Below are 6,815 nucleotides of genomic sequence, written 5' to 3' on the forward strand. Positions count from 1 at the left end.
ACAAACTTGTCAGGATTCCACCAGAATGATGGGCAAGCTGTTGAACAACAAGCACATAAGATACATTCATACAATCCATCCAGCTTTTCACGATCTTGAGGCGTCTGTATACGCTCAATAGCAGGTGCTGGCGTATCATTAATCAAGAATGGCTTAATTTTCTCGTATTGCTTGTAGAACATAGACATATCTACAACCAAGTCACGAATAACCGGCAAGCCCGGCAAAGGACGAATGATTAACTTGTTACCCTTCACAACTTCTGAAAGAGGTGTAATACAAGCCAATCCATTCTTACCATTCATGTTCAAACCATCTGAACCACAAACACCTTCACGACAAGAGCGGCGGTAAGCCAGTGATGGATCTTTTTCCTTAAGCAAGCCCAGGACATCAAGAACCATCAAATCTTTCCCTTCAGGGATCTGTAACTCAACATCCTGCATATAGGGTGCAGTGTCTTGTTCAGGATTATAGCGATATAAACTTACTAACATCTTCCAAATCTCCCCTTAGTAAGAGCGTACTTTTGGTGGGAACGCATCAACGGTCTTAGGCGAGAAATTAACATCACGCTTACCAACGCGCTTCTCTAGAGGGAAGTACATTGAGTGTTTCAACCAGTTTTCATCATCACGCTCAGTAAAATCATTACGAGCATGAGCACCACGACTTTCTTTACGTCCTTCTGCAGCTACAGCTGTTGCGTAAGCAACTTCGAACAAGTTATCCAGCTCAAGCGCTTCGATACGAGCAGTATTGAAAGCAGCGCTCTTATCTTCAAGATGAGTATTCTTAACTCTCTCACCTATTTCGTCGAGCATCTTAAGACCTTTCTGCATGGTCTCACCTTCACGGAAAACGCCAAAGTAAAGCTGCATCGTGCTTTGCAAATCTTCTCGAACCTTAGCAACACTTTCACCGCCAGTCGTATTATCCAAACGATCCAAACGACTTAATGCGGCTTCGATATCAGCCTCTGTTGCATCATCAGTTGCAAAACCTTCGCGCAAAGATTTCTCAATCTGCAAACCGGCAGCACGACCAAATACAACCAAATCAAGTAGCGAGTTACCACCAAGACGATTTGCACCATGAACTGATACACAAGCAGCTTCACCACAAGCATATAGACCTTCGATAACGTGATCGTTACCTTCAGCATCCTGCGTTAGTGCCTGACCACCGATATTAGTCGGAATACCACCCATCATATAGTGACAAGTTGGTACAACCGGAATTGGTACCTTAACCGGATCAACGTGAGCAAATGTACGTGACAATTCAAGAATACCTGGAAGCTTGGCATTCAAGGTTTCTTCACCCAAATGGTCCAACTTCAACATAACGTGATCTTTATTTGGACCACAACCACGGCCTTCTAGTATTTCCATAACCATTGAACGCGCAACAACGTCACGACCAGCAAGATCTTTAGCGTTAGGTGCGTAACGTTCCATGAAACGTTCGCCTTCGCCATTGATCAGGTAACCACCTTCACCACGACAACCTTCTGTTACCAGTGTACCCGCTCCAGCGATACCTGTTGGGTGGAACTGCCACATTTCCATATCCTGCGCTGGGAAGCCAGCGCGAAGCGCCATCCCCATACCGTCACCAGTATTAATCAAAGCGTTAGTAGTCGACTGATAAATACGACCAGCACCACCCGTCGCCATAACAGTTGCCTTAGCCTTAACGTATACACGCTCACCTGTTTCAATACAGATAGCAATGACACCAACCACTGCACCTTTTTGGTTTTTCACCAAATCGACTGCATACCATTCATTAAGAAAGGTAGTGCCGCCCTTCAAGTTGCCCTGGTATAGTGCGTGCAATAGTGCGTGACCTGTACGGTCAGCAGCAGCACAAGTACGTGCAGCCTGAGTCGGATTATCCGGCCCTTTAGACTGGCCACCAAACGGGCGCTGGTAGATACGACCTGCTTCAGTTCGCGAGAAAGGCAAACCCATATGATCCAATTCAAATACAGCCTGAGGGCCAACTGAACACATATATTCAATTGCGTCCTGATCACCGATATAGTCTGACCCTTTAACAGTGTCATACATGTGCCAGCGCCAATCATCATTTGGATCCGCACTTGCGATCGCACAAGTTATACCACCTTGAGCAGAAACCGTGTGAGAACGAGTTGGGAATACTTTAGTAATACAAGCTGTTTTGATGCCGGATTCTGTCAATTGAAGTGCTGCGCGCATACCAGCACCGCCACCACCAATAACTATTGCATCATAATTAAGCGTTCTTAATTTAGACATTTCTTACAGCCCCCAAAGAATCTGAACACCCCAGACCACGTAAACGAACATGACCAGGCCACAACCAGCTTGAAAAATAAACCTGAATACCATTGCTTTTAGATAGTCTGTAGACACCGTCCACAAACCGATCCAAGCGTGAGCACCCAAAGATAACAAAGCAAGTAAAGAAAATACTCTGACACAAGTTTGACTAAACAGCTCACTCCACTGCATGTATGTCAAGTCAGGGTTTAGCACTAGATAACCCAGAATAAATACCGTGTAAGCAGCCAACACAACTGCTGTAACACGCTGAATCATCCAATCATAGAGTCCACTACGACCAAAACTAGTAACACTTGCTACCATAACCAAACTCCTGCCAATAAGATAAGTACAACTGACACTGCTATAACAACTTTGGCACCGAACTGGCCAGCTTCAAGCGTTTCACCAATACCACAGTCCATTAATAAATGTCTAATTCCCGCTACCAAGTGATAAAGAAGCGCAGAAACCAAGCCCCACATAATCAAAGTAACAAAAGCACCGTCCAGACACTCTTTAGCGGCGTTAAAACCGTCTTCGCTCGAGAGCGAAAGTTCAAGGACATACATAAGAATTGCCACACCAACGAACAAGGCCACACCGGTAACACGGTGCACAATTGACGTTAGCGCAGGCAGAGGAAAACTAAATTGAGTTAGATCGAGATTTACAGGTCGTTTATCTTTCACAGCACATATACTCTCTCAAGTTGGCATGAGCTAATTTAAACAAAGGAAGGCATCTCTAAAGATTCGCCAACCCTTGCAACCTTTTTATAATAAGATGTTTCAACGCTATTCAGCCTTGCCGCCCGAAAATCTACAATAAAGATTATCCGAAACAAAACGTGAAATAGGCCACCACCTAATTTTGCTGACGGATTATAGGGATTAAGGCCGCGAAATACAAACCACGAACAAAAATAACGGCATTATTTGGCCATTATAAATTTTCTTGTATTTGACAATAATATTTCAGCAACATAGTAGCCCCGCCTTAGGCAGCTCTGGCACCATATCAAGCTTTTTTTCTTAGTTTTCATACCCACTTTGCACCAAATTAGCTTTTATTAGATATTTCCGCGCCACAGCCGTGCAAATTTCACCCACCCAAAAAGCCGAAACTTTCTTTGATTTTTTTTTCATCTACATTGGCACATTACAGAGACGTGACTATAGTCATTCTATTTGGCATAATGCGCAAACTTTTAAGTCGCCAACTGGCCGCAAGCTTTTTACCTATTAAGCAGCAGCTACGCTTGGCTTACTCTATCTCAGCAACAGGAGAGCACCATGACTGATAAAAAAGCTCAGTTATCGGTTGATGGGAAAACCATCGATTTACCAATTTATTCTGGCTCTGTCGGCCCAGATGTAATAGATGTACGAGGCCTAGTATCAGAAGGTGTCTTTACTTATGACCCTGGATTCGTGTCCACTGCGGCATGCGAATCTAAAATCACCTACATTGATGGCGGCAAAGGTGTACTTCTTCACAGAGGCTACCCAATAGAACAGCTAGCTGAAAATTCAGACTACCTTGAACTATGCCACCTACTTTTGCACGGAGAACTTCCGACAGCAGAAGAAAACGAACATTTCAGAAAAACTGTTCGCAACCACACAATGGTTCACGATCAAGTTAACCAATTCTTTAAGGGCTTCCGAAGAGACGCTCACCCGATGGCGATCATGTGCGGCGTCGTTGGTGCTCTTTCAGCGTTCTACCACGATACGATGGACATCTCTGACGAAGAACACCGTGAAATAGCAGGCTTCCGCCTTGTAGCTAAAATGCCGACCATTGCAGCGATGTGCTACAAGTACTCAATCGGCCAGCCTTTCATGTATCCAAACAATGACTTGGATTATGCAGAAAACTTCCTGCACATGATGTTCAGCACGCCAGCTGGCGATGTTAAGTTTGACCCAGCCATCTCAAAGGCAATGGACAAGATCTTCATGCTTCATGCTGACCATGAGCAGAATGCATCAACATCAACTGTCCGCCTAGCCGGCTCAACTGGCGCCAACCCATTTGCCTGTATCGCTTCTGGCATCGCTGCACTTTGGGGCCCTGCTCACGGCGGCGCAAACGAAGCTGTACTAACAATGCTTAACGAAATCGGTGACGTATCTCGCATCGATGAATACGTTGCCAAAGCGAAAGACAAGAACGACCCATTCCGTCTGATGGGCTTCGGTCACCGCGTATACAAAAACTTCGACCCTCGCGCCAAAGTTATGCGCGAAACATGCGAAGAAGTTCTTGGTGCACTAGGCCTTGAGAATGATCCTCTATTGAAGATCGCGCGTCGCCTTGAGCAGATAGCACTAGAAGATGAGTACTTTGTTGCAAGAAAGCTATATCCAAACGTAGACTTCTACTCAGGCATCATTTTGAAAGCTATCGGTATTCCTGAGTCAATGTTTACCGTTATCTTCGCAATGTCTCGTACTATTGGCTGGTTCTCACACTGGAACGAAATGGTTAGTGAAAACTACCGCATTGGTCGTCCACGCCAGCTTTATACTGGTCACGACAAGCGCGACTACCCTGCCTAAGCGCAAAGCTAAGGTATAAAAAAACCCGCTCTTGCGGGTTTTTTTATACCTAAATCAGTTTTAATTCTGCACCAATCATTTCCCGCGTACGCCTCGCCAAGCCCTTACGACACAAGGATGCTGAGTCCATAGGTTCCAGATAACGGACATGAGCATACACCTTTTCAACCCTTAGAATACGCTCAAGCGTATCAATAAACGAGTCATCATCTATAAACGCTGGCTCAGGCAAGAGCCGACCAAACTCATCCGTATACTTTAGTGCAACTGGCTGAACAGGCACACCCACTCTAACTGCTGCCTCATAAAACATCGGGAAAAACGGCAACACCTCTGCACCTACCGAGGTCGTTGATTCAGGAAACAGGTGCACTGAACCACCTTGCCTTAAACGCTCTTCAAGGTAAGGAATTGAGCGATACGCTTCAAATTTATTGGTTCTATTAATATAAATAGACCCCATTCTTTTGGTAAAGGTCCCCAGCAAGGGCCACTCTTCCAAATCATGCCGCGCAATAAAACCTACAGGCCTGAGATGATTAAAAACAATCGTATCGAGCCATGAAATATGATTTGATACAAACAAACCGCTTGCTTCCATGGGGGAGCCTTCGACAACGACCTCCGTATTCATTGAACGAACCAGATCCTCAACCCACAAGGTAAACAGAGCGTAATCATTAAGCTCGTTTTGGTCAATTTTAGACACTTGCGGGAATTGATAACAAGCACCAATAAAAGCACTACCCGAGAGTAAATTTGCAAGCAGACGAGAGAAGCGCAACCCTTGGCGCGCCCTATTCTTCACAACACTAAACACAACCTTACTTCTGCGCCTCCGCTACACTCTCACTTCTAGTAAAGACCCAATCAGTGCCACTGGACTCACTCTCTGAGTATTGATAACCCGCGTAGTCAAAACCCTTTAGATCTTCAACGCTTTGAATATTATTATCAGCAGCATACCTGACCATTAAGCCTCGTGCTTTTTTGGCATAAAAACTAATGATCTTGTATGTGCCTTTCTTCTCATCCTTGAATATAGGGGTAATCACCTTTGCCTTAAGCGACTTAGGCTTGATTGATTTAAAATACTCGCTGGATGCTAGGTTAACGAGAACCTCGTCACTCCCCTCTAACTCCCGGTTAAGTGATTCGGTCAGCATCTCTCCCCAAAACTCGTAAAGATTCTTTCCGCGTGTATTTTCAAGCCTGGTTCCCATTTCCAAACGATATGGCTGCATCAAATCCAAGGGGCGCAAAATACCATACAAACCCGAGAGTATTCTTAACTTTCCCTGAAGATATTCGACACTAGCACTATCCATCGACTCGACTGCTAACCCCGTATATACATCCCCCTTAAAGGCATAGACAGCTTGCTTTGCATTCTGGGCCGTGAACGGAACAGTCCAATCTTTCATTCGCTGCACATTTAAATCTGCAATCTTTTCACTGACACTCATTAGCTTCATTAGCGCAGCGGAATCTACTTTTTTTAAAGCGTCAACCAGATGCTTTGATTCATCTAGAAAATCGGGCACAGAAAACTCATCACTAAAACTCGCTGACTCGAAATCCAGCGTTTTTGCAGGAGACACAACAATAATCATACTAATTCACATCTAATTCATTAAATTGACTAAACCGAAACCCTATTTAAGGCAGCGGCACATAAACTCATAAAGTGATTGAACATCAAAAGGCCATTCAAGCTCCAGGGATTTATCATGGGATAGCAAAACAGGTATCCTGGCGCCATAGCGATCAATTAAGGCATCATCGTCTGCAATATCGACCAACTCAAGTTTAAAAAAAAGCGGCTTTCCTTCCGAATCAAAGGACGATGCTGCAAAGTTTTCAGCCATTTGCACATGCAAGGTCTGAGCTACCGCAAGCGCCTCATCACACAAGTGACAACCAAGTGTCGAATACA

8 protein-coding genes are annotated in these 6,815 nt (G+C 44.7%); 1 reads left to right on the forward strand and 7 read right to left on the reverse strand.

Annotated elements, in window-relative coordinates; all coding sequences use genetic code 11:
* From A3757_RS08680 to sdhC, 4 genes are all read right to left on the reverse strand, one after another.
* The coding region (locus tag A3757_RS08680; protein WP_068739443.1) for a succinate dehydrogenase iron-sulfur subunit at positions 1 to 497 on the reverse strand (497 nt) is incomplete at its 3' end.
* A gap of 15 nt (positions 498 to 512) precedes the next feature.
* Positions 513 to 2,285 (reverse strand): succinate dehydrogenase flavoprotein subunit, encoded by a 1,773-nt coding sequence (sdhA, locus tag A3757_RS08685; RefSeq protein WP_068508435.1) that lies wholly within the window; start codon positions 2,283 to 2,285, stop codon positions 513 to 515.
* A 3-nt stretch (positions 2,286 to 2,288) separates the two neighbouring features.
* On the reverse strand, positions 2,289 to 2,636 hold the full coding sequence (gene sdhD, locus A3757_RS08690; protein ID WP_068508433.1) for a succinate dehydrogenase, hydrophobic membrane anchor protein: 348 nt from the start codon (positions 2,634 to 2,636) through the stop codon (positions 2,289 to 2,291).
* Positions 2,630 to 3,004 (reverse strand): succinate dehydrogenase, cytochrome b556 subunit, encoded by a 375-nt coding sequence (gene sdhC, locus A3757_RS08695; protein ID WP_068553413.1) that lies wholly within the window; start codon positions 3,002 to 3,004, stop codon positions 2,630 to 2,632. The genes sdhD and sdhC overlap by 7 nt, the downstream gene beginning before the upstream one ends.
* A gap of 603 nt (positions 3,005 to 3,607) precedes the next feature.
* On the opposite strand from sdhC, the gene gltA reads away from it, so the two are divergent.
* Positions 3,608 to 4,879, forward strand: coding sequence for a citrate synthase (gene gltA / locus A3757_RS08700; protein ID WP_068508429.1), 1,272 nt, complete (start codon positions 3,608 to 3,610; stop codon positions 4,877 to 4,879).
* A gap of 49 nt (positions 4,880 to 4,928) precedes the next feature.
* Here the strand turns inward: gltA and A3757_RS08705 are convergent, their stop codons facing one another.
* From A3757_RS08705 to A3757_RS08715, 3 genes are all read right to left on the reverse strand, one after another.
* Positions 4,929 to 5,687, reverse strand: coding sequence for a 1-acyl-sn-glycerol-3-phosphate acyltransferase (locus tag A3757_RS08705; RefSeq protein WP_068508427.1), 759 nt, complete (start codon positions 5,685 to 5,687; stop codon positions 4,929 to 4,931).
* Positions 5,688 to 5,703: 16 nt separating this feature from the next.
* Complete coding sequence (yaaA, locus tag A3757_RS08710; RefSeq protein ID WP_068553524.1) at positions 5,704 to 6,492, reverse strand: peroxide stress protein YaaA; 789 nt, start codon at positions 6,490 to 6,492, stop codon at positions 5,704 to 5,706.
* Positions 6,493 to 6,534: 42 nt separating this feature from the next.
* The coding region (locus A3757_RS08715; protein ID WP_082872080.1) for a glutaredoxin family protein at positions 6,535 to 6,815 on the reverse strand (281 nt) is incomplete at its 5' end.

The sequence above is a fragment of the Oleiphilus sp. HI0117 genome (assembly GCF_001635235.1).